23 protein-coding genes, 1 pseudogene and 1 riboswitch are annotated in these 24807 nt (G+C 63.8%); of the genes and pseudogenes, 11 read left to right on the top strand and 13 right to left on the bottom strand.

All coding sequences use genetic code 11. The features are described from left to right. Positions 1-229 precede the first annotated feature (229 nt). Both ACX4ZE_RS18630 and ACX4ZE_RS18625 read left to right on the top strand, forming a co-directional pair. Positions 230-1759 (top strand): SulP family inorganic anion transporter, encoded by a 1530-nt coding sequence (locus ACX4ZE_RS18630; RefSeq protein WP_480274733.1) that lies wholly within the window; start codon positions 230-232, stop codon positions 1757-1759. A gap of 1 nt (position 1760) precedes the next feature. Continuing rightward, on the top strand, positions 1761-2183 hold the full coding sequence (locus ACX4ZE_RS18625) for a MerR family transcriptional regulator (RefSeq protein ID WP_480274746.1): 423 nt from the start codon (positions 1761-1763) through the stop codon (positions 2181-2183). 126 nt (positions 2184-2309) lie between these two features. Here the strand turns inward: ACX4ZE_RS18625 and ACX4ZE_RS18620 are convergent, their stop codons facing one another. After that, the gene (locus ACX4ZE_RS18620) at positions 2310-2984 is read right to left on the bottom strand and encodes a biliverdin-producing heme oxygenase (RefSeq protein WP_480274732.1); all 675 of its coding nucleotides are present in this window, start codon (positions 2982-2984) and stop codon (positions 2310-2312) included. Positions 2985-3258: 274 nt separating this feature from the next. Here ACX4ZE_RS18620 and ACX4ZE_RS18615 point away from each other — a divergent pair, with 274 nt between their 5' ends. Then, the gene (locus ACX4ZE_RS18615) at positions 3259-4113 is read left to right on the top strand and encodes an LLM class F420-dependent oxidoreductase (protein ID WP_480274731.1); all 855 of its coding nucleotides are present in this window, start codon (positions 3259-3261) and stop codon (positions 4111-4113) included. Positions 4114-4187: 74 nt separating this feature from the next. On the opposite strand, the gene ACX4ZE_RS18610 is transcribed toward ACX4ZE_RS18615, so the two are convergent. From ACX4ZE_RS18610 to ACX4ZE_RS18580, 7 genes are all read right to left on the bottom strand, one after another. Next, positions 4188-5819, bottom strand: coding sequence for an ABC transporter permease (locus ACX4ZE_RS18610; protein ID WP_480274730.1), 1632 nt, complete (start codon positions 5817-5819; stop codon positions 4188-4190). Then, a complete protein-coding gene (locus ACX4ZE_RS18605) occupies positions 5816-6757 on the bottom strand; it encodes an ABC transporter ATP-binding protein (RefSeq protein ID WP_480274729.1) in 942 nt (313 codons plus the stop codon). Before ACX4ZE_RS18605 ends, ACX4ZE_RS18610 begins: the two co-directional genes overlap by 4 nt. Further along, positions 6757-7410 carry a TetR/AcrR family transcriptional regulator gene (locus tag ACX4ZE_RS18600; RefSeq protein ID WP_480274728.1) on the bottom strand — a complete coding sequence of 218 codons (654 nt, stop codon included), beginning with the start codon at positions 7408-7410 and terminating at the stop codon, positions 6757-6759. The genes ACX4ZE_RS18605 and ACX4ZE_RS18600 overlap by 1 nt, the downstream gene beginning before the upstream one ends. A 78-nt stretch (positions 7411-7488) precedes the next feature. After that, complete coding sequence (locus ACX4ZE_RS18595; protein WP_480274727.1) at positions 7489-8859, bottom strand: cytochrome P450; 1371 nt, start codon at positions 8857-8859, stop codon at positions 7489-7491. A 270-nt stretch (positions 8860-9129) separates the two neighbouring features. Next, entirely contained in the window at positions 9130-9792 is a 663-nt protein-coding gene (locus ACX4ZE_RS18590; RefSeq protein WP_480274726.1) for a phosphatase PAP2 family protein, read from the bottom strand. A gap of 29 nt (positions 9793-9821) precedes the next feature. Continuing rightward, positions 9822-10718, bottom strand: coding sequence for a nuclease-related domain-containing protein (locus tag ACX4ZE_RS18585; RefSeq protein WP_480274725.1), 897 nt, complete (start codon positions 10716-10718; stop codon positions 9822-9824). Between the two features lie 127 nt (positions 10719-10845). Further along, positions 10846-12240 carry a DUF2252 domain-containing protein gene (locus tag ACX4ZE_RS18580; RefSeq protein ID WP_480274724.1) on the bottom strand — a complete coding sequence of 465 codons (1395 nt, stop codon included), beginning with the start codon at positions 12238-12240 and terminating at the stop codon, positions 10846-10848. A gap of 323 nt (positions 12241-12563) precedes the next feature. On the opposite strand from ACX4ZE_RS18580, the gene ACX4ZE_RS18575 reads away from it, so the two are divergent. The 8 genes from ACX4ZE_RS18575 to gcvP all read left to right on the top strand — a co-directional run bounded on the left by ACX4ZE_RS18575 (position 12564) and on the right by gcvP (position 21255). Then, positions 12564-13211 carry a CDP-alcohol phosphatidyltransferase family protein gene (locus ACX4ZE_RS18575; protein ID WP_480274723.1) on the top strand — a complete coding sequence of 216 codons (648 nt, stop codon included), beginning with the start codon at positions 12564-12566 and terminating at the stop codon, positions 13209-13211. Between the two features lie 42 nt (positions 13212-13253). Continuing rightward, positions 13254-13652, top strand: coding sequence for a glycine cleavage system protein GcvH (gene gcvH, locus ACX4ZE_RS18570; RefSeq protein WP_480274722.1), 399 nt, complete (start codon positions 13254-13256; stop codon positions 13650-13652). Positions 13653-13820: 168 nt separating this feature from the next. Then, on the top strand, positions 13821-14306 hold the full coding sequence (gene odhI, locus ACX4ZE_RS18565) for an oxoglutarate dehydrogenase inhibitor Odhl (protein WP_412804205.1): 486 nt from the start codon (positions 13821-13823) through the stop codon (positions 14304-14306). A gap of 97 nt (positions 14307-14403) precedes the next feature. Then, a complete protein-coding gene (ftsR, locus tag ACX4ZE_RS18560) occupies positions 14404-15207 on the top strand; it encodes a transcriptional regulator FtsR (protein ID WP_480274745.1) in 804 nt (267 codons plus the stop codon). A gap of 157 nt (positions 15208-15364) precedes the next feature. Next, a complete protein-coding gene (locus ACX4ZE_RS18555) occupies positions 15365-15838 on the top strand; it encodes a bifunctional nuclease family protein (RefSeq protein WP_480274721.1) in 474 nt (157 codons plus the stop codon). A gap of 191 nt (positions 15839-16029) precedes the next feature. Next, positions 16030-16587, top strand: coding sequence for a MerR family transcriptional regulator (locus tag ACX4ZE_RS18550; protein ID WP_330231358.1), 558 nt, complete (start codon positions 16030-16032; stop codon positions 16585-16587). Positions 16588-16713: 126 nt separating this feature from the next. Further along, positions 16714-18069: a M14 family zinc carboxypeptidase gene (locus ACX4ZE_RS18545; RefSeq protein WP_480274720.1), complete on the top strand. Its 1356-nt coding sequence runs from the start codon at positions 16714-16716 to the stop codon at positions 18067-18069. 118 nt (positions 18070-18187) lie between these two features. After that, positions 18188-18287: riboswitch (glycine riboswitch) on the top strand. 157 nt (positions 18288-18444) lie between these two features. Beyond that, positions 18445-21255, top strand: a complete 2811-nt coding sequence (gene gcvP / locus ACX4ZE_RS18540; protein ID WP_480274719.1) for an aminomethyl-transferring glycine dehydrogenase — start codon at positions 18445-18447, stop codon at positions 21253-21255. Positions 21256-21279: 24 nt separating this feature from the next. On the opposite strand, the gene ACX4ZE_RS18535 is transcribed toward gcvP, so the two are convergent. The 5 genes and pseudogenes from ACX4ZE_RS18535 to ACX4ZE_RS18515 form a co-directional block, all read right to left on the bottom strand. After that, complete coding sequence (locus ACX4ZE_RS18535; protein ID WP_480274718.1) at positions 21280-22875, bottom strand: VWA domain-containing protein; 1596 nt, start codon at positions 22873-22875, stop codon at positions 21280-21282. A 201-nt stretch (positions 22876-23076) separates the two neighbouring features. Next, positions 23077-23349: a WhiB family transcriptional regulator gene (locus tag ACX4ZE_RS18530; RefSeq protein ID WP_480274717.1), complete on the bottom strand. Its 273-nt coding sequence runs from the start codon at positions 23347-23349 to the stop codon at positions 23077-23079. Positions 23350-23375: 26 nt separating this feature from the next. Further along, positions 23376-23738 (bottom strand): annotated as a pseudogene (locus ACX4ZE_RS18525) (HNH endonuclease); the annotation flags it as partial. 75 nt (positions 23739-23813) lie between these two features. Then, entirely contained in the window at positions 23814-23945 is a 132-nt protein-coding gene (locus ACX4ZE_RS18520) for a hypothetical protein (protein WP_480274716.1), read from the bottom strand. 139 nt (positions 23946-24084) lie between these two features. Beyond that, positions 24085-24621 (bottom strand): DM13 domain-containing protein, encoded by a 537-nt coding sequence (locus ACX4ZE_RS18515; protein ID WP_480274715.1) that lies wholly within the window; start codon positions 24619-24621, stop codon positions 24085-24087. Positions 24622-24807 lie beyond the last annotated feature (186 nt).

Raw genomic sequence — 24807 nt, 5'->3', positions numbered from 1 at the left:
CTACCCAGGCACGGGTGGACATGACCCGTCGGAGTTGCCACTCTCCCCTAACAGGAGGGTATGGTCTCTGTCGCTGAGCGATTGCTGATCGCCGATGCCCGGCAATGTGGCCCGGATCGGTTCGGCCTTTCGTGCCGAGGTCCCGCTCGGCTTCTCTTCGACCTCTTCGCCGGTGAGTGTGCACTCATCGGCCGCGCGTGTGTGCGTGTGATCAGTGAACGGAGTACCGATGGTCTCGACGACTCATCGCCCTGACAGTGCCGAGGACTCGGTACTGGCGGCCTTGCGTAACCCGAAGAGGTTACGGATCGAGGTGCTGGCCGGGCTGGTGGTGGCGTTGGCTCTGATACCGGAGGCGATCTCGTTCTCCCTCATCGCCGGTGTCGATCCAAGGGTGGGGTTGTTCGCATCGTTCACCATGGCGGTCACCCTCGCCATCACCGGTGGGCGTCGGGCGATGATCTCCGCGGCGACTGGCGCGGTCGCGTTGGTAATCGCGCCGGTCGCGAAAGAACACGGGATGGACTATCTGATCGCGACGGTGTTGGCGGCAGGGTTGTTGCAGATCGTGCTGAGCGTGGCCGGGGTGGCGAAGCTGATGCGGTTCATTCCCCGCAGCGTGATGGTCGGCTTCGTCAACGCTCTGGCGATTCTGATCTTCCTGGCCCAGGTACCGCATCTCCTCGGAGTGCCTTGGTTGGTCTACCCGATGGTCGCGGCTGCGTTGGTGGTCATGGTGTTCTTACCGAAGCTGACCACTGTGGTTCCGGCTCCACTGGTGGCGATTGTGGTGTTGACCACGGCTACTATGGTGTTTGCGCTGGATCTGCCGAATGTCGGTGATGAAGGTGAGTTGCCGTCCAGCCTGCCGACGTTGTTCGTCCCGAACATTCCCCTGACCTTGGATACTGTGCGGATCATCGCCCCATACGCGTTGGCGATGGCACTGGTCGGACTGCTCGAGTCGCTGATGACAGCCAAACTCGTCGACGACATCACCGACAGTCATTCCGATAAGACTCGTGAGGGGTGGGGGCAAGGTATCGCCAACATCGTCACCGGCTTCTTCGGTGGCATGGGTGGTTGTGCGATGATCGGCCAGACCATGATCAACGTCAAAGTGTCGGGTGCCCGTACCCGTATCTCGACCTTCTTGGCAGGCGTATTCCTGTTGATCTTGGTTGTCGGGCTGGGTGGACTGGTCGCGCAGATTCCGATGGCGGCTCTGGTCGCGGTCATGATCATGGTTTCGGTGGGCACCATGGACTGGCATTCTCTCGCTCCGAAGACATTGCGGCGCATGCCTATCGCTGAAACCACTGTTATGCTGGTGACGGTCGTGGTCACCGTCGCCAGCCACAACCTGGCCTACGGCGTGATCATGGGCGTACTGACCGCGATGGTCGCATTCGCTCACCGAGTCGCTCACTTCACCGAGGTCGTCGCGGTGCACGAAGCTCGTCCCGACCGGAGCGGCGATAGCGAAGATGGCGATACCAGGGTGTATCAGGTGCGTGGCGAGCTGTTTTTTGCCTCTAGCAACGATTTGGTCTACCAATTCGACTACCTCGGCGACCCGCGCAATATTGTGATCGATATGTCCGAGGCGCATATCTGGGACGCTTCCACAGTCGCCACTCTTGATGCGATCACCACCAAATACGCGGCCAAGGGCAAGAATGTGGAGATCATCGGCCTCAATGCGGTTTCGGAGGCGCGGCATGAGCGATTGTCCGGCCATATGGTCGCCGCCCACTGAGATGACGACCGGCGCTGACGAGCGGTATCTGCAGATCGGGCGGGTGGCCGAACGGACCGAACTGTCGATCAAGTCGATCCGCTACTACGACGAAGTCGGCTTGGTCGAGCCTTCGGCGCGCTCGGCAGGCCGGTTCCGACTCTATACCGAGGTCGATGTGGCGCGACTGTTGGTGATCCGCCGGATGAAGCCGTTGGGTTTCACCCTGGCGGAGATGAAGCAGCTGCTCGAGGCCTTCGACGTGCTCGACAGTGGCATCGCGACAGCTCAACAGCGGGACCATGCGACAGCATTCCTGCTCCGATACCGTGACAAGACGCGCGAGAGTGCCGGACGGCTGCGTCGTCAGCTCGCCTACGCCGAAGAGTTCGCCGACTTGCTCACCACCCGCTCTGCTACACCGGCCGGGTGTGTGGATTCCTGATCGGACCGGGCGCACGGTCGGCTCGGCGCGCCCGTGATCCGGCAATCGGATAGCAGGTGATGGGATCGGGAGTGGTAGATACACCGGTGGCCGCCGGTGTATCGGTGTGTGCGGTCGGCGCGTGGTCTAGCGAGCGGCGGTGTGCTCTGCGCCGAGTTCATGAAAGACCGCTGTGTTCATCGCGAAGGCACGTTTGCTCTCGTCGAGCACGCGGCGGCGTTCTGGATCATCGAGAGGTAGAAGATCGAGCAAAGTGCGATATTCCCGCTTGAATGCGGCGGGATTGCCTACCCTGTCGAAGACATAGAAGCGGACACCGTCGCCCTGGTGCGGCAGATTCCACAACTTCTCCGCAGTACCACGGATGACTTGTCCACCGGACAGGTCGCCGAGGTAGCGGGTGTAGTGGTGGGCTACATAGCCCGCAGGCCACTCGCGGGCGCATTCGTCGATGCGCGCGGCATAAGCGGCCGTCGCGGGCAGCGGTTTCAGGCCGGTACGCCAGTCGGAGCCGAGGAGATGGGTGAGATCGCGCTCGAGTTCGGCAGTGCGGGCGAGTTCGGGGCGGATGAACGGCCCGGCGATCGGGTCGGCGGCCAACGCGTCCGAGTGCCGCTCCAGGGCGCGGTAGATGAACCAGAGCTGACCGGTATAGCGATGATAGGACTCGACGCCGAGCGCTCCGCCGAGCATGCCGCTCATGAACTGTGAGTTCTCCGCCGCCGCATGCTGCTGTGCGGTGGAGCTACGAATCTGCGTCGAGAACGGCGCTGTCTCCGACATGCTCGAAGTCTCCGACATGCTCGAACCACCTTACCTCGCCTCGGGTCGCCACCGACTCCTGGTGCCCTGACCAGTTCGATAGCCAGACTACCGGGCAGTCGCTTGGTATGGACGCGCCTTGCTCAGCGGGTGGGCGCCGAGTGGCGCCGCTGCCGGACCTCATGGCAGTAATGCCGAGACCGCGACCACAAAGGTAATCCGTCACCGGACGTACCGGTGGCGACCGAGCTGTTGGCCCGGCCAGGGAAACATGGTAGAACTTGTTCTAGTTTTTCTGATGGGAGCGCAGGCGATGCGGTACGGGATCGTATTGTTCACCAGTGATCGGGGTATTACTCCCTCGGAGGCAGCGATAGCCGCCGAGCAGGCAGGCTTCGACACGTTCTCCGTGCCCGAGCACACTCACATCCCAGTGATCCGCGCAGCGGCGCATCCACGCACCGGCGACGCGAGCCTGCCCGATGACCGGTACCTGCGTACCCTCGACCCATGGGTCGCGCTCGGCACGGCAGCGGCCGTGACCAGTCGTATCGGATTGTCCACTGCGGTAGCTCTGCCCGCCGAACACCATCCGATCGCGCTGGCCAAGACTATCGCCTCGTTGGATCACTTGTCCGGTGGCCGGGTTCGTCTTGGTGTCGGGTTCGGTTGGAATACCGATGAGCTGGCGCATCACGGGGTGCCCGCGGGCAAACGAAAGACCGTGCTGCGCGAACATCTGGACGCCATGCGCGCGCTCTGGACCGAGGAGGAAGCCGGATTCGCCGGTGAGTTCGTAACGTTCGGACCGAGTTGGTCGTGGCCGAAACCGGTGCAGAAACAGATTCCAGTGCTGCTCGGCGCGGCGGGTACGGAGAAGAACTTCGCTTGGCTGGCCGAGCATGCCGACGGATGGATCACCACTCCCACCGAAGACAGACTCGGCGAGAAGATCGCGGCGCTGCGTCGGGTCTGGCGCGAGCATGACCGCACAGATCGCCCCGAGATCATCGCACTCGCCGGCCGCCACGATGCGCAGCAGCTAGCGCGGTGGGCCGAATCCGGTGTCACCGAAGTGATTTTCGGACTGCCAGACCGTTCGGCGGACGAGGTACGGGCCTATCTCACCCGGTTGGCCGGGAAGCTGGGGCTGGAGCCCGGCCGATGACGCGTTGAGCGTCGCAGGCAAGTCGGTGCCCGGGATCGGCGCAAGTGTTCTCCCTTCGGCCGCAAGCGGCGGGATCAGCGCAGGTCACGCCGCCGGAACGCGGTGAAACCGAGACTGAGCAGTCCTACGGCGATCACGAGCAGCCACAGCACCGGTTGAGCTCGGAACGGGGCGCTGGGCAGTTTCGGTGGATGGATGAATGGAACCAGGTCGACTACCCATTGAGACAATCCGTCCAAGGAACCGAGGAAGAAGATCACCACCATGGCGCTGAGCACGCCCCAGGCGACTGGTGCGAACCGCGGCGCGACACCGTACAAGACCACCGTGATACCGGTGACCACCCAGATCGCCGGTATCTGTACGACAGCGGCGGCGATCCAGCGCGGAAGCTCGGCACCAGGGTCGCCGACCGATACGCCGTATACGACTCCGATCGCCGCACTGGCCACCAGCAATGCCACCACGGGACCGATCAGCGCGAAGCCGATGTGGCTCAATGCGTAGCGGCCGCGGCCGATCGCGCCGGACAGGGTGGCCTCGATCCGTCCGCTGGACTCCTCGTCGTGCAGCCGTAGGGTCGCCGAGATCGAGTAGGCCGCAGCTGCCGTGGCCAGTGCGATGATCGCGTAGGTGATGAAGGATTCCTGTAGCTGTTGCGAGCCGCCGATCCGGGTGATCATATCGCGGATAGCGGGATTGCTGTCGAATACGCCGCCGATGCTGTTCGCCGCCCCCCCGATCAGTAGGCCGTACAACGCGAAGCCGATCGACCAGGTCAGGAGCATACCGCGTTGCAGGCGCCAGGCCAGCCCGAGCGGGCCGGAAAGCCTCGGCCCGGCTGCGGCGGGGCCTGGACGCTCTGGGAGCAGTCCTGAGCCGAGGTCGCGTCGGCCGAGTAAAGCGTACGCGCCACCCGCTGCGAGCACCGCGCCGGTGACGAGCAGAAGCATTACCCACCACCGTTCGTTCGCGTACGGGCGGATCTGCAGGCACCATCCGATGGGGGAGAACCACGACAGCACGCCGTTTCCGGCATCGCCGACCGCCCGGAGCGCGAAGGCGGTACCGAGTGTGCCCAACGCGATGCCGCGGGCTACCCGCGCACCTGTGCTTATCTGGGCAGCGACTGCGGCGACCGCGGCCCAGAGGATGCCGGAAGCCGCCAGTGCGGCCCCGAAGGCCACCGACCCGGCGCTGGGCAGATCGGTGGCGTAGAGCGATATCGCGCACAGAAGCCCGACGCCGAGTGATCCGGAACAGGTCATGAGCAAGGCCGCGGTGAGGCCGGCGTAACGGCCGACGCCGGTGGCGCCGACCAATTCCGCGCGGCCGGTCTCCTCTTCGACCCTGGTGTGCCGGATCATCGTCAGCACTGTGGCGATTGCGATCATGCTGTAAAGGGCACCTGCCTTCCAGGTGCCGATGGAACCGAGTGCGGAGCTGAACACCGGACCGTACATGGCGATCAGCGCGGGGCTTCCTGCTGTAGTCGCAGCCAAGGTGTCCAGCGCGGACTGGGTGTTGTACAGATTCTTGATGCTGACCACCTGGAGCGCGGGCATCAGGCCGATCGCCAGCGTCCACAGCGGCAAAACGATCCGATCCCGCCGCAGATACAGCCGCAGCAGCTGGACGGTGCCGGCGAAATCACTCGATCCGCTGAATACCGGTGCTGCAGTGGTGCGGACAGTGGCGAGTGTCATGCGCGCACCTTCTCTCCGGTGGCAGAGGCGGTCCCTGCGCTTTCGGCAGTCTCGCTGTCGATGCGGTAATGGCGCAGGAACAGTTCTTCTAGCGTTGGTGGTGCGCTGGTCAGGCTGCGCACACCGGCGTCGCCGAGCGCTCGGATCAACTCGCCGAGGTGCTCGCTGTCGACCTGGCAATGCAGTGTGGCACCATCGCGCACGATGTCCTCGACGCCAGGTATACGGCTGAGATCGCCCGGATCGCCGAGTAAATCGGCGGTGATCGAGGTTCGTGACAAATGGCGGAGCTCGGAGAGCGAGCCATGCTCCACCGTGCGTCCGGCCCGGATGATGGTCACCCGATCACACAGCGCTTCCACCTCCGACAGGATGTGACTGGACAACAAGGTGGTGGCGCCGCGCTGTTGCGCTTCGCGCACACACTCCCGAAAGACCTGCTCCATCAGTGGATCAAGCCCCGAGGTCGGCTCATCGAGCAGCAGCAGCCGCACATCAGAGGCCAGCGCGGAGATCAGCGCGACCTTCTGGCGGTTGCCTTTGGAATAGGCACGTGCCTTCTTGCGCGGGTCGAGGTCGAAGCGCTCGATCAGCTCGGCTCGTCGTTGTGCGTTGATGCCGCCCCGCATTCTGGCCAGTAGGTCGATGATCTCACCGCCGGACAGTGATGGCCAGAGCGTGACGTCGCCAGGGACGTAGGCCACGTCACGGTGCAGGGCGACCGCGTCGGCCCACGGATCGCGGCCGAGGAGCCGAGCCCGGCCTGCTGTAGCGCGCAGGATGCCGAGCAGTACTCGGATCGTGGTGGATTTGCCCGAGCCGTTGGGGCCAAGGAAGCCGTGGATCTCCCCGTCTGCGACGGAGAGGTTCAGCCTATCCAGTGCGGCGACAATGCCGAAGGTTTTGCGCAGGTCGCGGACTTCGATGACGTCGGACATCACTGCTCCTTGATGAAGGTGTCCAAGATCGTGGGATCGGTGAGCAGCCCCTGGGTGTAGAGTTCCAGGGCGGGTAGGGTGATTTCATCCGAGAGCTCGCGAATTGCCTTGCGATAGTCGATCTCTTCACCGCGGTGCAGACGCATCTGCACCGCCAGCAGGGTTGCGCCGACATTCAGCATCACCAGGTATCTGGCGCGCGCGACGGGATCACGACTCGGTTTGACATTGCCCGCCTCCACCCCCTGCCGGAGATGCTCCGCTGTGTCGGAAACCATGTCTTCCAACAGTGATTCCGCCATTGGTCCCCCTGTCTGGAGGCTGCGCATCGTATATGCCAGCAGGGGCGCATACGATTCGATCTCGGCGAGGGCATCGAGCATGCTCGTCGCGACGGACGACGCGGTGATCGTCTTGACCTTCTTGTCGCGGATCAGATGCAACACCTGCTCGTCGCAGGCGGCCCGCAGACCGTCTTTGGAGCCGAAATGATGATTGACCAAGCCAGGGGAGACGCCTGCGCCTGCGGCTATCTTTCGGACGCCGACCTGGAATCCGTATTCGCCGAACATCTCGATCGCGGTATCGCGAATGCGTGCCGCGGTGGTCAGGTCCTCGGCGGATCCTTGCGAAACGGACTGTTGACCATACACATGTTCAGTATGTTAAACGCCCGTTCAGGTCCGAGCAAGGGTTGCCGCAGGCTTGTCGCATCAACAATTGCGGCCTTGTCACCTGATCCGACGGAAGTCGACTTCGAGCCCGGACGGCCGTAACGTCAGATTTTCCTCCACGTCCAGTTCGCCACTGCTCGCCAGCTCGAAGTCACGCACCAAAGAGGCGATTATCAGCTTCGCCTCGTGCAATGCGAACGCCTGACCGATACATGAACGCGGGCCAGTGCCGAACGGCCGGTACATCCACGGTTTGGGCCGAAACTCGTTCTCCAGCCACCGATCCGGCCGGAATTCCGTGGCGTCGGGGCCCCACACACTGGTGTCGCGGTGTACCGCCAGCAGAAGTACGAACACCCATTCTCCCGCCGCGATGTCGTATCCGCCGAGTGTGGTGTCTTGTCGCGCGGCCCGGAAGAATCCGGGTGCGGTAGGCCAGAGCCGCAATGTTTCCGACAGCACCGCATGGGTGACCTTCAGCTTGACCACATCCTCGTATGCGATCCGTCCATCGGTTGTCACCGCAGCGGCCTCGGCACGAACTCGGGCTGCTAGCTGCGGATTCCGCGCCAGAAAGTGGGTAGCGAACGCGAGCAGATTGCCTGTGGTCTCGTGCCCCGCGATGAAGAGCGTGAGCACCTGATCGGCGATGTTGTCGTCCGGCAGCGCCGACCCGTTCGCGGGGTGCAGCATACGGTCGAGTAGATCCGGGCGCCGCTCGCCGGTCCGCCGACGGGTTTCGATGACATCGAGCACCGTTCGTTTCATGTATTCGATATCTTCGGCGTACTGGCGGGTCCGCTTGCCGCTGATCAGTTTGCCCAGCACCGGAATCGCTGACTCCTGCACGTACGCAAACCCTCGGGTCAGCGCATCGGCGAACAGAGCACGGCCCGCCGCATCGTTTCCGGTGAACGCCCCGACCGAATACCCGAACCCCGCCAGACCGATCGTCTCCAGGGCCGCATCACCCATCATGGCCGCGGTGTCGGTCACGGTCCGGCTATCGCCGAGCCACTGCGAGGTCAGGTCCACCACGCGCAGCATCGCGTCATGATAGTCCGCCATCGCCGCGGGGACGAACCCATCGATCAAGGCCTCGTGCCCGCGTTTCCACTCCAGAGACTCATTCGCCGCGGTGAACAGACCATCCCCCGCTACCGCGCGCAGCTTTTCGTATGGGCGGGCGAAATGCCTCTGCCAGGTCTTCTCGTCGATGACCTCGCGCATCAGCTCCGCCGAGCCCGCGAACGTCAGATGTATCCCGCCGAAGAACGTGCGACGGTATAACGGGCCGAGCTGCGAGAACTGCCACAAAGTCTTCTGATTCGGGCGCTTGCGGTCCATGCCGAGCACGTCGCCCAGGATCGGAACCCGCTTGGGCGGATGCGGAATACTCTGTGCGACAGGTTTCGTCGTTGTCGTCATGCGGTTGCCTTTTCTGATGTTCGAATCAGCTTCTACAGTGGTCTGGCCTGAGTCAGGACTGGATCAGGTTCGGGGATGCGGAGATTACCGTGTCTTCGACAACCGCTACCTATCAACGTTGGCCGAATTGTGACTATCCGGTCCGGTGGAAGGTTGACCCACGTTGGAGTTGTCGGCCGTTGGTTTCGGCGGCGAGGATGCGGCCGAGGGCTCGGTCTTCGAGCCGGCAGCTGCCTCGGGCTCCGGGTGCCTCGGTACCCGAGCGTTCGCTCAGAGTGCGCGGGTACCGAGGGTACGGATCCGGGCCGTGCCGCACTCGATCAGGATTTCCGCCGCCCAGCACAGCAGGATGGTGAGTGCGACGGCCGCAGTGACGCCACCGAGGATATCGGTCGGATGGTGGTAGTCGAGGCCGATCATGCCGACCGCTGCCGAGAGCATCGACACACAGGCCACCGCACCTGCTGCCAGCCGGGCCCGCACGGAGTTCACGAGCAGCACGAAGGTTGCCGCGACGGCGACCAGATGGACGGTATGCCCACTGGGGTAGGCGAGATAGTCGTGCCATTGTCGTCCCCACAGCGGCTTCAACAGCCAGGTGTTGCTCGCTACGGCCAGTTCCGGTACCAGGAGCATCGTCACCGCTTGTCGTCTCTCGCCGCGGTACGCGAACCAGGCGCAGGCCAGCAGCAGCAGCGAGAGCAGGACGTATTCATTGCTCGGGACGATGAGCGCCTGGTAGACGCCTGGTCGTGTGTCGAGCGCCGTATGGATAGGATCGGCGATCGCCTGATCCAACGCCGATGGTCCGCCGTCGGCCGGCAGGGTCGCCGGTACTGCGGCAGTGCCCGCCGCGCCCGCAGTGGCGAGCCCGATCCGGGTCGCCTTCGTCGGGACATTCTTGCCGTGGCCGCTCTCCCGCAGTGCGCGCACTACTCGACGATAGCGACCGAGGTGTTCGATCAGCCGGGTCCATAGGTCGAGATCACGGTGACGACGAACCACAGGATCCAGGTGAAGGCGACGACCATGCCTACGGCCAGGAGGGTGCGCAGCACCGCACGACCGAGATCGAGGTTGCCCGGCTCGCGCGGATACAGCTTCCACGGGCTGTACCAGGGCGTCTGAAGGGTGAAGGTGGAGGCCTGTGCGTCCCGCTCGACCCGCGCGGTTTCCTCGGCATAGGCCTCGGCTTGCGCTTGATTGGGGCTGCCGTGCCACAGCGTGATGTCGATCGGACCGAGGAAGCCCTCGTTCAGCAGCTCCTGCGGAGCAGGCAGGTAGGGCAGGATGCCGAGACCGCGGAATATGATGGCGACATCGTTGGCGGTCCAGAGAAATTTCTCCTCGGCGGCGAGTGCGTCGAAGTAGTGGCGTAGCGGGGCGGGATCGTCGCCGATGATCACGTCGAAGCTCGGATCGGTCCAGGCCTGTTCTAGTCGCAGCTGAGCGCCGCGCAGCGGGACGACCAGCGCGACGCCATGGACGACACGCTGTCCGAGGCCACGGGAGGCCAGCCAATCCTGCAATGCGAAGGTATGTTCTCGCGACCGCTCCAATGGGGTTCGGCGGTCGCGGCGTTCGGTCACGATGGGCTCGCCGCTGATCGTCCACTGGCCGTTCAGCGGGACCTCGAGCAGACCGTCCTGCTTGGCGGCGAGTGCGTCGGTCTCCAGCACCACACAGCTGGTCGGTGTCCAGATCACCGCGTCGAAATGATGGAGCCGCTCCTTGTGGAACAAGCTGCAGTTGATCGTCGCGACACCATGCGGGCTCTCCGGATCTTTCCAGATGCGCAGCCAATCGATCAGCGCACGTTCGGCATCGGTGCCTGTAGCGTCCTGGACTCGCACGAGCATTGGCGGACCACCCTTCGTGTCAGCGCTCGACAGGGGAACAGGATACGAGGTCCCGCGCTGGGTTCGCTGCGTCCAGGCCGAAGATCAGCGTGCCGGGCGGGCTCTTTTCGGGAGTCGATCGGCTTCGCTACGGCTCCACGGCCGCGATGCGGCCGGCGCGGACCGCCGCGACGAGTTCGGCGTGGTCGGCCTCGGCGCGATCGGCATAGCGCACGGCGAAGGCGGCCACCGCATCGTCGAAACGCTCGTCGCCATCCAGATAGCCTGCCAGCAGCCGGGGATCCAGTGAGCGGGAATGGGCCCTGGCCAGGAGCGCGCCTGCCAATCTTCCGTAGTCGTCGAGATCGTTCGCGGGTAGTTCGGCGGGATCGATCTTACCCTTGAAATTACGGAATTGCCTTACTATGAAAGGTAATTCGATACCGTCATCGGCCGGGCTCAGTGAGGTCCAGCCCAATAGGATGTCGGTTTCCGACTGTACCAGTCTAGTGCCCTGCACAATGCGTTCGCCTTCATGCCGTACGATGGGCGCAGGCAGGTACGGGGCCAATGCGGCAGGGTTTGCTTGCTTTACCTGCAAGACCAGCGACTCGCCCTCGTTGCCGTGTAGGAGCGCGACGTAGGTGTGCAAGCCGACGCTTCCGGTGCCGACAATGCGAAACGCGATGTCGGACACCGCGAACCGATCCAAGAGATTGCGCCGGGACTCCCGCAGGGACCCTGCGTATCGTTCCAGCCCGCTGATCACCCGATCGGCGACGCGCTCGTCCACTGCGGTGAGAATCGGCGGATCGCTGACGAACCGATGCCTGCGGATGCCGGTCTCATGGTCTTCGAGGTGCTCGGTCCACTTGGCCACGACTTTGGCGCTGGTGTTTTTGCGTGCTTTCTCCGCCGCTTTCTCGAAGTCGTCGATCAGGTCGTCAGCTTGGGCTCTGGCGATCACGGACTTGTCCGGAAGCGCGTTCCAGGACTTCATGAACGGCATTGTGGCGAGCGCGTCGATGGCGAGTCGGTACGAGTAGGCGGCATCGCGCGCCGCGGTGCGGCAGTCGTCCTCGCCTGCGCCGGCTGCGCGCCCGGCCAGTACCAGGCTGGCGGCGAGCCGCTCCAGGTCCCATTCCCAAGGTCCTGCGATGGTTTCGTCGAAGTCATTGATATCCATGATGATTTCGCCGCGCGCCGTGCCATAGAGCCCGAAATTCGCCGCATGGGCGTCGCCGCACAATTGGGCGGTGAGCCCACTGTTCGGGCCACTAGCCAGATCGGCGGCCATCAATCCCGCGGTTCCCCGATAGAAGGCGAATGGTGAGGAGATCATCCGCCCGATACGCAGCGGTATCAGGTGCGTCAGTCGTCCTATGTTGCTTGCCTCCACGAAATCGAGCACATCCGGGCGGTGTAAGCCGGTGGCCGCTCTGTCCCGGGTACTGACGGGAACTCGCTGACGCAGTGCGCCCCCTTGGGCGCGGACCTGCTCCGCGGGAACAAAAGATCGTAGATCGATAGCGCTGTCCGACACGACGAATCACGCTAGTGGTTGTGCTCCCGGAGCCGGTGTGGCATTCGCCTCATCTCGCCGTCGCGGCGGTGGTACCCACTCCGATCACGGGTCGCGAGGAGCGGATGCGCGGGGTTGTTGGGTGTCGTGCCCGCGGGTCGCGGTCGGCACTGTTGTCCGGCTCGTCTCGCATGGACATATCCCCAGATGGTTCCACGATAACGGGGGAGTTCGACTGTTCCGCGCGGCAGAATGCATCGTCATCTCGGATGAATCAGACGAATATCTGGGAAATCGGCATGCGGAGATGGCGGTGGCGGGGTTGATGCGGTATGCACGGGGTCGTGACAACCGAATCGGACGCAGCGGAACCCGAGCGCCGCGCCGCCGACGGCGCGGTATCCGGCGTCTTCGCCGACCGCATCCTGACCGTGCCGAATGCGCTGAGCGTGCTGCGCCTGCTCGGCGTCCCGCTGTTGCTGTGGTTGCTGCTGGTCGAGCGGGCCGATGGCTGGGCGCTCGCCCTGTTGGTCGTCAGCGGCATCACCGACTTTCTGGACGGCAAGCTGGCCCGGCTGCTGGATCAGTCTTCCCGGCTGGGCGCGCTGCTGGATCCATTCGTCGACCGGTTGTATCTGGTGACCACTCTGGTGGCCTTCGTGATCCGAGGTTTGATTCCGTGGTGGGTGGCGGTGTTGCTGGTCGGGCGCGATCTCGTGCTGACCCTGACGTTGTCGGTGTACAAACGCCGCGATCTGCCCCCGCCCGAGGTGATCTATCTGGGCAAGGCAGCCACCTTTGCGCTGATGACCGCGCTGCCGTGGCTGCTGGCCGGGCAGATGAACTGGGCGGCCGACGGTTTCGGGCGGGCATTCGGTGGGGCGTTACTGGTCTGGGGTACCGCGGTCTATTTGTGGACCGGGGTGCTCTATGTCGGCAGGGCCGTTGTGGTCGCGCGAGCGCTACCGGCTGTGCGGCACCGGAGCGCATAGCCGATAGAGTTTGCGTGCAACGTTCGAACGAAAGGACGGCCTGTGACCCAGACCCCCGAAGAGCTGCGCTACACCGAAGAGCACGAGTGGATACGCCGGATCGCCCCTACCCGGGTTCGAGTGGGTATCACCGACTACGCCCAGTCTCAACTCGGTGACGTTGTGTTCGTGCAGCTGCCCGAAGCGGACGCGGAGGTGGCCGCCGCCGACAATATCGCGGAGGTGGAATCGACCAAGAGCGTGTCCGACATCTATGCACCACTGACTGCGAAAGTTGTTGCGGTGAACGAGAAATTGGCTACCGAGCCGGAGGCGTTGAACGCCGATCCCTATGGCGAGGGATGGCTGTTCGAGCTGGAGGTGAGCGACGAGGCAAGTCTCGACGCGATACTCGGTGAACTGCTGGATGCCGCAGGTTATCAAGGAGTTATCGGGGGCTGAAGCAGCCTTCCCGGTTCTACCTGCACGGGTGCGGCCCGGCAGGGTACGGTCAATGCCAACGGATGTGCCCGGCGACCGTGCCGGGAATCCAGGGACTCGACGGTAGGTCGCGGTGCCAGAGGTACTACCTGCTTGCAGGGATAATCAGGTTCGAGGAGGAGAGAAACGGTGAGCGAGAACAAAGACCCGGGTTACGGGGAGGCCGCGGCCGAGACGACGTCGGTCTTCCGCGCGGATTTCCTGAACGAGGTCGACGCGTCGCGCTCCGGAGAGCCGACCGGCGAGCAGCCGGTCCAAGGGGTCGAGGGTCTGCCTGTTGGCGCGGCCCTCCTGGTAGTCAAACGTGGCCCGAACGCGGGCTCGCGATTCCTGCTGGATCAGCCGACAACATCGGCGGGGCGCCACCCCGACAGTGACATCTTTCTCGACGACGTCACTGTCAGCCGTCGGCACGCCGAGTTTCGGCAGGACGACGATTCGTTCCAGGTAGTCGATGTGGGCAGCTTGAACGGTACATACGTGAACCGCGAGCCGGTGGACTCCTCGGAGTTGCAGAACGGTGACGAGGTCCAGATCGGCAAGTTCCGGCTGGTGTTCTTGACCGGGCCGCGCGCGCAGGTGACCGACTCTTCGGCGGGTGCGGGCAGCCTATGATGATATCGGCGTCGGGTCTTCTCATACTTGTTGAAAGGCTCGGGGTCATGAAGGACCTGGCGCTGTGACCGGTGCGGCGCAGTGGGCACGCGGAGGGATGTCGATCGGCTCCGTGCTCGACCTGCTGCGTCCCGACTTTCCTGACGTCACCATTTCCAAGATACGTTTCCTGGAAGCGGAGGGCTTGATCCGGCCGGAGCGGACGTCTTCGGGTTATCGGAGATTCTCCTCCGCCGATGTCGAGCGGCTTCGGTTCGTGCTGACCGCGCAACGTGATCAGTATCTGCCGCTGAAAGTGATCAAGGAGCAGCTGGAGGCCATCGACAGTGGTGTGGCGACGCTCGGTGTGCGGGAAGCCCGTGCCCGAGCGCATTCCGTTCGGACCAGGACGGAGGAGTCCGGGGCTGTCGTACCGGATGCGGGTGAACAGCCGCTGGGATCTGCTCGCGATACGCGCCAGAGCGCGGAGCCGCGGCGGCTGGGAATTGTGCCGGACGAGGTCTCGTCGGCGGATCTGCGGTTCGATCACGATATCCGGCTCACCCGGGCGGATCTGTTGGCTCAGGCCGAGGTCGATGAGAAGTTCCTGGACGACCTGGTCCGGGCGAACCTGATCGTGTCAGGCCCCGCTGGGTACTTCGACGACGATGCGGTCACGTTGGTCAAGACGGCGCGCGCGATGGCTGAATTCGGTTTGGAGGCACGTCATCTGCGTGCGTTCAAACTCGCTGCCGATCGGGAGGCCGCGTTGGTGGCGCAGATCGTCGCTCCGATCGCGAAGAGTCGTGACGCGGACGCGCGTGCCCGCGCGGAGGAGACGGTCCGTGAGTTGGCCGCGTTGTCGCTGACATTGCACACTTGTCTGGTGAAGTCTTCGGTCCGGAGCTCGTTACAGGGATGACTCCCGGCGACTCCGGTCCGGAGGTTCCTTCGGTCCAACATGCTGATTTCGGCTGCGCGGACAGATCGCTGCACCAGTATGGGTTCGCTTAGACTCGTGGTACGGCGGGCTCTGTGGTGGTCATGCCGGGCCGGTGGCGAGTATGGGAGGCAGTGCGATGAGCGAAATGCGCGTGATCGGCATCCGTGTCGAGCAGCCACAGAACCAGCCCGTGCTGCTACTTCGCGAGGTTTCGGGCGATCGGTATCTGCCGATCTGGATCGGGCAGGCCGAGGCGACCGCGATCGTGCTGGAGCAGGAGGGTGTGACACCTATTCGCCCGCTGACCCACGATCTGATCAAGATCCTGATCACCGAACTGGGGCATACTCTCAAGGAGGTCAGGATCGTGGATTTGCAAGAAGGCACCTTCTACGCGGATCTGGTCTTCGAGAACGACTTGCGGATTTCGGCGCGGCCGTCCGATTCGGTGGCCATCGCTTTGCGAGTGGGTTGCCCGATCCATGCTGAAGAGGCTGTTCTCGAGGAAGCCGGGCTGGTCATGCCGGATGAGCGTGAGGACGAGGTGGAGAAGTTCAAGGAGTTCCTCGAATCGGTATCACCGGACGATTTCAAGGCAACCGACAGCTGAAGTAGAGATAGAGATTTTTACCGCGCGTCGCGTTTGGTTCGATGAGGCCGCTCCCTGGACAATCTGGAGGAGTAATCTCGACAGTTGGGCCGCGTCCGTCCGTTTCGGCCGAATCCCTACCGGTTCGGTCGGTGACGGAACCGGATCATCGATGAGGCTGGGAATGCGTCGGCGAAGCAAGGGAGTGGTCAGTGGCAGAGCAATCGCAGGATGTGGTACAGCCAGGCCTGTTCCCGGACGACTCGGTACCTGACGATTTGGTCGGCTATCGCGTCCCTAGTGCATGCCAGGTAGCGGGGATCACCTACCGGCAGCTCGACTATTGGGCACGCACCGGTTTGGTGGTGCCCTCCATCCGTAGTGCCGCTGGCTCGGGAAGCCAGCGGCTGTATTCGTTCAAGGACATTTTGGTCCTCAAGATTGTCAAGCGGCTGCTCGATGCGGGTATCTCTCTGCAGAACATTCGTATCGCCGTCGACCATCTACGCAGCCGCGGTGTGCAGGATCTGGCAGGGATCACGCTCTTCTCCGACGGTACTTCGGTCTACGAATGCACCTCGGCCGAGGAGGTCGTCGATTTACTGCAGGGTGGGCAGGGTGTCTTCGGTATCGCTGTCAGCGGCGCCATGCGCGAACTGACCGGAGCTATCGCGAACTTCCCTGCGGAACGCGCATCGGCGGTCACCGAACGCCCGGAGGACGAGTTGTCGTTCCGTCGTAAAGCGCGGATGAACCGCAAGACGGGCTAGCCTTGCGTTCGGGGCTCGACCAGGACAATCGAAGCGTTCCCAGACCGGAGCACAGGTCAGCCGGTTAGCGCGGCGTGTACGGGTGCGGCGGGTGAAAGGGATGCGGCGGTAATGAGGAGGGGCGCCGTGCGGGCAGATGAGGAGATCACCCGGCTCGTCGGGCCGATCGACTTCTTCGACGCATTCCCCACTGTCGACGAGCTGAATGCGTTCGTCGACGCGCTGACGGCCGAGTACCCGGACCGGGTGTCGAGCACTGAACTCGGACGATCTCGTGGGGGTGACCCGATCCGTGAGGTCCAGGTGGGATCGGGCCCGCGGCACATTCTGGTGCTGGGCAACCCACACCCGAACGAGCCTATCGGCATGGCGACGATTCGCCATCTGCTCGGCAGGATGGTCGCCGACGACACTGCGACAGTGGGCGCTACGTGGCACTTCGTGCTGTGCGTCGACCCGGATGGAACTCGGCTCAACGAAGGGTGGTTCGCGGGACCACACACCAGAACTGGCGTCGCCCGCAGTCTCTACCGTCCGCCTGCGACCGAACAGCCGGAATGGTGCTTCCCGACCCTATGGCGCGGCAGATCGGTCGGTATCCCGCTACCGGAGACCGAGGCCATGATGTCGTTGATCGACCGCACTCGGCCCGCATTGATCGCGTCGCTGCACAATGCGGAATTCGGGGGTGGGTTCTTCTACACTTCTGGTGGCTCCTCTGACTACTGGACTGCCCTGACCGATCGGCTCGAGGCTGCAAATATCCCGGTCTACCAGGGAGAGCCTGATGTCCCTGGTGCACGTACCCTGGCGAGGGGGGTCTTCGAACTGCCGCTGTTCGAGGCGATGGCCGACCTGCTCACCGCACGCGGAGTCGACGCGATCGCGGCCCTGGGCGGAGGCGGCTGCCGGGACTACGCAGCGCGTTACGGCACCGCGATCCTGGTCTGTGAACTGCCGTTGTGGGCCGACATGCGAATCAATGACGGCTCGGAAGGTGATCGTCTGCTCGGCGACCTACTCGACGCTACCGCGGCCGAGTATCACGCGATGGCCGAGGTGGCTGCCGGTGTTCTCGCACGAGTCGCGGGCCGGTTGAGTGGTCGCAGCCCATTCGAACGATCAGTACGTGCGCTGACCGCCAGACTGCCCGGTCTCGCGATGAGCAGAGCAGCGGTGCCTGGGCGGCACCGGATCGCGACACGGGGCGAGATCTTCATCGAGCAGTACGACACGGCCGCTATGTTGCGTCTGCGATTGGGCGGCATGCTTCTGCGGTTGTTGGAGGAGGAATGCCGCCACGATGTCGATCCCGTTCTGGACGCTGAACGCGATCGATTCGCCGTGCTGTTCGATCAATGGTGTGCCGATGTCGAACAGCACGCGCCAGGTGTCGCGGTGCCGTTGGCGCGTCTGGTATCGATCCAAGCGGAGACGGTGTTGCTTGCGGCGACACGGCTGCGGGCAGGCTTGGCGATCTGATACTTGATCCGGCCTGCACAGCCGGGTGACGTGAACTACCCGAGTGACAAGAACTACACAACTCGCATAGTGACTATGCGTATTCCGACATGGTTTAGGCATACACTAACCGGTGCGTCGCCACCGTGCGGGAGAGTCCCGGCCTCGAAATGAGCTCGGGCGCCGAAGGAGCAGCACCTCCCCGTCAATCTCTCAGGCACCAGGACCGCTCGGACTCCGGCGCCTCTGGAAAGCGGTGGTTTCGAGCTGCCCGCCCATGGGGAAAGGGGTCGGCCTTAGGGTCGCGGCACCCGAATCTCTCAGGCGTCACGACAGAGGGGGAGGGCCGGTACCTGTCGACCTCATGGTCGACCTCGCCCGACCTTGGGAGCTGTTGTGACTCGTTCATTCGCCGACCGCCACATCGGACCTGACCGAGATGAACTGACCCGGATCCTGGACGTCGTCGGGATGCCGTCACTCGATGAACTGGCTGCCGTGGCACTGCCCGCGGGCATCCGAGACGGCGGCGGTCTGACCGAACTACCCGCGGCGGCCACCGAGCACGAGGTGCTCGCCGAGCTGGCGGAGCTCGCGAAGTCCAATACTGTGGCCACCTCGATGATCGGCCTGGGATATTACGACACGCTGACCCCGCCGGTGCTGGTGCGCAACCTGTTGGAGAACCCGGCCTGGTACACCGCCTATACGCCCTACCAGCCCGAGATCAGCCAGGGCAGGCTGGAAGCACTGCTCAACTTCCAGACCATGGTGGTGGAGTTGACCGGCATGGACCTCGCCAACGCATCCATGCTCGATGAAGCTACCGCGGCCGCCGAGGCGATGACCCTGCTGCGTCGCGCGAGCAAGGTGAAATCCGCACGGCTGGTCATCGATATCGATCTGTTTCCACAGACCAAGACGGTCCTGCACACCAGAGCCGCGCCGCTGGGCCTGGAGATCGTGGAGTCGGACCTGTCCACCGGTGAATTGCCCGAAGAAGAGTTCTTCGGCGTGTTGGCGCAGACGCCAGGAGCCTCCGGTCGCATTGTGGACTGGACTGGCGTCATCGCCGCAGCGCATGAGCGCGGCGCCTTGGTCGCGATCGGCGCGGATCTGCTGGCGATGACGCTCATCACGCCGCCCGGCGAGCAGGGCGCCGACGTGTGCTTCGGCACGACTCAGCGCTTCGGTGTTCCGCTCGGCTTCGGCGGCCCGCATGCCGGATATCTCGCGGTGCGCCAGGCGCAGGCTCGCCAGCTGCCGGGGCGGCTGGTCGGAGTTTCGGTGGACGCGGATGGCGATATCGCCTACCGGCTCGCGCTGCAGACGCGTGAGCAGCACATCCGTCGGGAGAAGGCGACATCCAACATCTGTACCGCGCAGGTGCTGCTGGCGATCGTGGCCGCGATGTATGCCGCCTACCACGGCGCCGACGGCCTGCGCGCCATCGCCCGCAGGGTGCACGGACACGCCATGTCGATCGCGACTGGTCTGGACAGTACGATCGTGCACGACTGTTTCTTCGACACGGTGCTCGCACATGTGCCGGGCACTGCGGAAGCGGTCGTAGCGAAGGCGAAGTCGCTTGGTATCAATCTACGGCTGGTCGATGCCGACCATGTCGCTATCGCGTGTGATGAGGCGACGACCGAAGCGCATGTGCTGGCCGTGCTCCAATCCTTCGGTACCGAAGCGTCGTCCGAGTCGGCGACGCCTACTCTGATCGCCACGATCGAAAACCGTACCTCGGAGTTCCTGACCCATCCCGCGTTCACGAAATACCACACCGAGACGGCCATGTTGCGCTATCTGCGCTCGTTGTCCGACAAAGACATCGCGTTGGACCGCAGCATGATCCCACTCGGCTCGTGCACCATGAAACTCAATGCCACCGCGGAAATGGAGCCCATCACCTGGCCCGGTTTCGCCTGTGTGCACCCGTACGCACCGGTACAGGACGCGCCTGGCCTGTTACGAGTGATCGCGGACCTGGAACGCTGGCTGTCCGACATCACCGGTTATGCCGCGGTGAGCCTGCAGCCCAATGCGGGTAGCCAGGGGGAGTACGCCGGTCTGCTGGCGATTCGTCGATACCATCTCGACCGCGGCGATACCCACCGCGATACCTGCCTCATTCCGTCCAGCGCGCATGGCACCAATGCGGCGTCGGCGGTTATGGCCGGGTTGCGGGTGGAGGTGGTGCGCTGCCGCGACAATGGGGACGTCGATCTGGATGTCCTGCGCGCCAAGATCGCCGACCACGCCGAACGCCTGGCTTGCATCATGATCACCTATCCGTCTACGCATGGCGTGTACGAACACGAGATCGCCGAATTGTGTGCGCTGGTACACGACGCGGGTGGTCAGGTCTACGTCGACGGCGCGAATCTGAACGCCCTGGTCGGTCTGGCTCGGCCGGGCAGGTTCGGCGGCGATGTCAGCCATCTGAACCTGCACAAGACGTTCTGTATCCCGCATGGTGGCGGTGGTCCAGGTGTCGGCCCGGTCGCGGTCCGCGCACACCTGGCGCGATATCTGCCCGGCAACCCTTTGGAAGCGGGGTCGCACGCGGTGTCCGCAGCGCAGTACGGTTCGGCCTCGATCTTGCCCATCACCTGGGCGTACATCCGGCTGATGGGCGCCGGTGGCTTGCGTAGAGCGACACTGTCGGCGATCGCCTCGGCGAACTACATCGCGCGCAGGCTCGGCGAGCACTTCCCGGTCCTCTACACCGGTGAGCACGGCCTGGTGGCACACGAATGCATTCTGGACCTGCGTGAGATCACCAAGCAGACAGGTGTCACTGTGGACGATGTGGCAAAACGCCTGGCAGACTATGGTTTCCACGCACCGACTATGAGCTTTCCGGTGGCAGGCACCCTGATGGTGGAGCCTACCGAGAGCGAAAATCTCGCCGAGCTGGATGATTTCATCGAGGCGATGATCGCTATTCGCGCGGAGATCGACCAGGTCGCAGCCGGGATGTGGCCGGTGACCGACAACCCGCTACGCGGTGCGCCGCACACCGCGGCGTCGTTGGTCAGCGAGTGGAATCACCCTTATAGTCGGGAACAAGCCGTCTACCCGCGCGGCCTCGGGCACGCCAGGGCGAAGGTGTGGCCTGCGACGCGCCGGATCGATGGCGCCTACGGCGACCGGAATCTGGTGTGCGCATGTCCACCTTTGACAGCGTACTCGGACTGAGTGGAGTCGGTTCGTGGCGTTCGGTCACGGTTTGGTGAGTGCCTGGACGACGGCGGATCCGAAGCCGAGGTCGTTGGAGGTGGCCAGGCGGGTGTAATTGCCGCCGGTCCGCTGTGCCAACGTCTGGAGGGTTCGGGTGCCGCTGCCGCCGAGCACGATCACATCGATACGGACCGGCCGAGTGGTATCGGTCGCCGCATCGATCGCCGCGATCAGCTGCCTGCCGGTGACTGTCGAGTCGTCGTTCGGTCCATCGGTGATCAGTAGTACCGAATTGGTGTGGCCCGGTGTGTAACCGGTGACAGCGCTTCGGTACGCGGCGATCAGCGCAGGATAGGCCTGGTCGGTACTATTTTTGTCGAGGCGGATGGAGTTCAGTGCTGTGCTGATGTTCGCCCGCTGCTCGGCGGTGAGCGGTGCTGTCGCGGCTTCTACTCGGTAGGGGGTTCCGTTGCCCAGATCTTCACCGAAGATCCATACGCCAAGGCCGAAGTCGGGTGGCATGACCGTCATCGTGGAGGTCAGGGCGGCAAGAACATTCGAAAGCCGGGTCGTCGAGCCCTCTGTGGTTCCCATCGAGGCCGAGACGTCGACCAAGGCTGTCGACTGTACCCCCAGGACAGAATCTGTCAATACGGTGCGCACCGCGTCGAGCGCGGCGCGCGGTGGGACGATGGCTGCGGCCTGTGGAGCATTCCCGAAGCCGGCTGCGGTGAAGTTCTGTGCCTGTTCTGGTTTGCGCAGGTAGTCGGTGAAGAGCCCGGCGAGGAGATTCTGTGTCTCATCCACCCAGGTTCCGGACATCAGCGCGGCCGGATAATCCGCTATCGGCGTTGCCCCGGTGGGCCGGAACGCGATCAACCCGGGTCGGCCCAGCACTTGTTGCTCGGTGGTCGCGACCGCGTGCACCGGTGCGTCTTGCGCCGCGATCGCCGCCAGCGTGGTCGTCGAATCGGATTCCCGCGGGGCATTGGAGGCCAGCCCGGAGAGCGCAGCGACCACCTGACTGGACTGTGCTGCCGTCACATCGAGTGGATCAGCACCCGACACGACAGCCCCGACCGCCGTGGCCGCGGCCAGCGTTGAGTCACCGGGAGGTAAAGCCAGACGCAGACCGCCCCAGCCGGACAAGCCGAGCTCATTGAGCGAGCCTTGTTGTAGACGGGGCAGATCCGCCCAAGAGATGGCGGCCTGCCCCAGCGTTCGGCCCAGTTTCTGCGGCACCGCGAGCACGATCGGACTGGCGGCGATCGGTACCGGCGTGCCCTCGATCAGGCCGGGCACCCGCATAGCCTCGATCGAACGAGTCGAATCGGCGATCCACAGTGCCGGTTGTGGGCCGAGCGCCTGATCCCATGGCTTATCGCCGGTGAACGCGGTGACGATCGCCGAGGACGGCTGCGCGGTCACCTCCACTCGCGCGCAATGATCCCGCACCCGTGGCCGGCTCGCGTTGTAGCTATCGGCGGCGGCCCGCACCTGAGTCGCGATACTCGGATCGGCCGTAACGAAGAGTGTCGCAGGCCCCGCTACACACTCGGTCGCTGCCGCATTGTCTCGATCAGCTGCGCGATGACGCAGCTGGAACCAACCGGCGATGAGCGCAGCCACTGCAATCACGGTGACTACGGTGATAACCATTCCCTTGCTGACGCTCCGAGAGCCGGTTCGGCGACGATGAGTGCCCACGTGGTTCAGTGTATGGACCTCCAGGGTGAACGGGACCGGAGAGGCTCCACGTTACGTGGAATACGGTGTGGCTCATTCCTACGACATGATTGGCATCCGGCGGTCACACCGGACTTGCGTCACGGGGACGTTTCAGCAGCGGATCATGCGCCCGCGGTCGAACTCGTGTCCGCCCCAGACGCCCGATTGTCCGGTACGCGTGGCGAATTCACCACATGCATTCCGTAGCGGACACTGTGCGCAGACTTTCCTGGCGTAGTCGAAGTCCTGGGACGGGTAGGGGAACCACGCCTCATGGTTCGGGTCGCCGCGGCAGGCCGCCCGGTGCCATCCGGGGGAGTCCGACAGCGGAAGCAGATCGGTCAGAGTAGATCCTGCTGCGGCGATGGCCTGGGTATGTGTCATCACGTTCTCTCCTTTCTCGGTCGTGATCACGTGCTTGCGAGTTGTTTCCAGATCCGGCGTTGCTGCCTGGCCTGATGCGTGGGGGCTGCCGGTTGCCAGAGCAAGCGCATGTCGGCTTCTTCCGGAGTACGGTCGGCCTTGGTCGCATTGCAGGGCACACAGCAGGCCACCAGGTTGCTCCATGTGTTCGGGCCGCCGCGTGAACGCGGCCGAATGTGGTCTACGGTGCAGGCCCAGCCCGCGCAATAGCCGCACTGGTGCTGATTGCAGCGCAATACACCGGCCTGCGTCGCTTTGCTCTCGTCGTGTACCAGTGCGGTGTGCTCTGGATACACGTAGCGCAAGAGTCTTATCGTCCCCAGCTCTCGGCGGTCGGCGTGATCGGATTGGTGTCATAGCGGAACATCATGGGAGTTAACGTGTTTCGTGCGGAGTAGTGATGAGCGGGGAAAGGGATACGGCGGTCAGCCGAGGATCTGAAGGCGGCGTTCGTTCTGTTCGCTGTGCCGAATGCGCATCGGCTCGTCGAACCCGTCGTCCGTGTCCGCCAACCGTGCCATCGTTACGTCTGTCGGTTTCATCGAATCCGGACTCATCGCCGCCTCCTTTCCACTGCTCGAGGACCACCTGCACTGTGGTGGTCGACGTCGAAACATATGGTGGCACAGCACACCCGCGGTTGTCGGGTGATTTTTTGTCCCATAAGCACGAGCGTGACAGGGGAGCGAAGCGGAATCAGACCGAGCGCAGCTCGGCAGCGCCGAAGGAGACATTGAATCGGTCGCACCAGATGGCGACGCTGGTCAGCTGAGTCAGGTCCGCATCGGCCGGAATCGGGTAGTTCTGATTGCCCCGGTTGCCTTTTAGTGCGCCGAGGTCGGTGTATACGCCATCATCAAAAACGAACCATCCGTCACGGCCCGCGCGCACCGGGGCATCGGTGAGCCAGACGCGCAGATCGGGTCCATTGGTGGTGTCGAGGTTCTCTAGACGCAGTACCCGGCTGTTGTCGGGCAGCTGCAACACCACGACGATGCCCGAGGTCGCATGCTCATGAGAAAGGAACGTGCCTCTGGCGATGACACGCGGCTGCGATGCCGTGGTTTTCGCTCCAGGGGCTGTGGCGATCGAAGGGGCAGCCTCCTCGACGGTGGTGTTCGTGATCAGACGCCACGGCTGGAAAAGGGCCAAGCCTGCGCCGAGTGCAGCTATTGCCAGAACGGCGATGGCCCAAGAGATCGGTGAGCTCGCGATCCTACGTGCGGACACCATGGCTTCTCCGTAAATTGTCAGTCGGCCCAGTCGGAACATCGTCGTGTAGCTGCCGTTGCGTCCAGATCATTCTGCCCGATGGCTGTCGCCACCACCAGAGCACGCTCCCGGTGAATACCTATGGCGCTGTGGCACAGTCGGTAGCCGGCACTGTTTCCGATCAGCCTTCAGCCCGCGCGATACGAT

This window comes from Nocardia sp. TBRC8007 (assembly GCF_056629435.1).
This window is presented reverse-complemented; position numbering and strand designations above follow the sequence as displayed.

Bases quoted from the DNA above. Each gene is read 5' to 3' on its own strand.
- ACX4ZE_RS18595 (WP_480274727.1), bottom strand. From the start codon at position 8,859: ATGACGACAACGACGAAACCTGTCGCACAGAGTATTCCGCATCCGCCC.
- ACX4ZE_RS18530 (WP_480274717.1), bottom strand. From the start codon at position 23,349: ATGACACATACCCAGGCCATCGCCGCAGCAGGATCTACTCTGACCGAT.
- ACX4ZE_RS18585 (WP_480274725.1), bottom strand. From the start codon at position 10,718: ATGCTCGTGCGAGTCCAGGACGCTACAGGCACCGATGCCGAACGTGCG.
- ACX4ZE_RS18520 (WP_480274716.1), bottom strand. From the start codon at position 23,945: ATGAGTCCGGATTCGATGAAACCGACAGACGTAACGATGGCACGGTTG.
- ACX4ZE_RS18515 (WP_480274715.1), bottom strand. From the start codon at position 24,621: ATGGTGTCCGCACGTAGGATCGCGAGCTCACCGATCTCTTGGGCCATC.
- ACX4ZE_RS18625 (WP_480274746.1), top strand. From the start codon at position 1,761: ATGACGACCGGCGCTGACGAGCGGTATCTGCAGATCGGGCGGGTGGCC.
- ftsR (WP_480274745.1), top strand. From the start codon at position 14,404: ATGTCGATCGGCTCCGTGCTCGACCTGCTGCGTCCCGACTTTCCTGAC.
- ACX4ZE_RS18615 (WP_480274731.1), top strand. From the start codon at position 3,259: ATGCGGTACGGGATCGTATTGTTCACCAGTGATCGGGGTATTACTCCC.
- ACX4ZE_RS18605 (WP_480274729.1), bottom strand. From the start codon at position 6,757: ATGTCCGACGTCATCGAAGTCCGCGACCTGCGCAAAACCTTCGGCATT.
- ACX4ZE_RS18610 (WP_480274730.1), bottom strand. From the start codon at position 5,819: ATGACACTCGCCACTGTCCGCACCACTGCAGCACCGGTATTCAGCGGA.
- ACX4ZE_RS18620 (WP_480274732.1), bottom strand. From the start codon at position 2,984: ATGTCGGAGACTTCGAGCATGTCGGAGACAGCGCCGTTCTCGACGCAG.
- ACX4ZE_RS18555 (WP_480274721.1), top strand. From the start codon at position 15,365: ATGAGCGAAATGCGCGTGATCGGCATCCGTGTCGAGCAGCCACAGAAC.
- ACX4ZE_RS18630 (WP_480274733.1), top strand. From the start codon at position 230: ATGGTCTCGACGACTCATCGCCCTGACAGTGCCGAGGACTCGGTACTG.